This window comes from Nocardia noduli, from assembly GCF_019038455.1.
GTDB classification, from domain to species: domain Bacteria; phylum Actinomycetota; class Actinomycetes; order Mycobacteriales; family Mycobacteriaceae; genus Nocardia; species Nocardia noduli.
In genome coordinates this window covers 1-1,161 of the sequence record NZ_JAFMPL010000246.1, presented here as the reverse complement: position 1 = coordinate 1,161, position 1,161 = coordinate 1, and the positions used below count along the sequence as shown (strand labels likewise).

General features: G+C 71.9%; 2 protein-coding genes. Both read left to right on the top strand.

All coding sequences use genetic code 11. The annotated features are described in order from the left end of the window. On the top strand, window positions 1–957 hold a 957-nt coding region (locus JZ792_RS41195; protein ID WP_216918414.1), incomplete at its 5' end, for a cutinase family protein. Then, a partial coding sequence (locus JZ792_RS41190) for a hypothetical protein (RefSeq protein ID WP_216918413.1) occupies window positions 954–1,161 on the top strand: 208 nt, incomplete at its 3' end. The genes JZ792_RS41195 and JZ792_RS41190, both read left to right, overlap by 4 nt.

Here is a 1,161-nt window from a genome sequence, read left to right as displayed (position 1 = left end):
GTGGGGACCGGTGCGGGGGTTCAGCCGTATGTGGAGTCCTCAGCGCACGCACGGGCGCGTCTGGATGCGACGGCCGCGCAGGTGATCGAGCAGTGCCCGAGGACGCAGTTGGGGCTGGCCGGGTTCAGCCAGGGCGCGGCGGTGGTGTCGGGATTCGCCCAGGACGTGGGTGCCGGGCAGGGTCCGGTGCCCGCGGACCGGGTGGCGGGTGTGGCATTGCTGAGTGATCCGACCCGGCCTGCCGGTGGTGAACCGATTCCGGGTCGCCCGGGGCAGGTGAGCCCGGACGCGGCGCCGGGGACCGATCCGGTGGCGACCTCGCGGGTGCGGTTGGATCCGGTGCCGTTCAGTGGCGGGATCGCGGATACGGGTACCGATTTCGCGGCGTTGGAGGGGCGGGTCGGGGAGTTCTGCGCCGCGCATGATCTGGCGTGTGACGCGCCGGCGAACGCGGCCGCGTTGCAGGTGGTGGCAGGTGTGGCGGCGCAGGCGGATCTGCGCGATCCGATCGTGGCGGCGGGGTCGTTGGTGGGGGCGTGGCAGGCCACCGTCGGTGAGGCCGTCGACGAGGTGATGCTCTCCGATGTCCGGGTCGAGGGCGGGCAGGTCAATTACGTGCCGAGTGAGACGGTGTCGCAGCGTCTGGCCGAGGCCGCCGACCCGGGTGCGGGATCGCCGGGGCCCGAGCACGGGGTGGCGGCGGCGGACAAGACCGGTGCGGTGGTCGCGGCGATCGTGGCCGATCCGGTCGGTCAGATTCCGCGGCTGGTCGGGCAGATCGGTGCGGCGATCGGTGCGGAGCTGGCGGCGAATGCGGATCTGTTGAATCCGGCGACGTGGGTGCATTACGCGACGACGGTGGCCAGTCACACCGGTTACGGGGCGTCGGGGCAGGCCGCTGATGCCGGGCAGTGGTTGGCGGCGTTGTCCCAGGATGTCTCCGGAGCGAGTCGATGACCGATTCCGATCTCGGACGGGAGGGTCGCGCGTCGGTCGATGACGGTGTGGGCCAGCCTGTTTCGGTGGCCGGGGGCGGGGGTGGTCGTTTCGGGTTGGTGTTGGTGGTCGCGTGGGTGTCGACGTATCTGGTCGTGGCCTGCGCGGTGGTGGGTGTGGCGGGGTTCGCGTCGGTCGCGGTGGAGTTCGCGGTGGGCCCGGGTG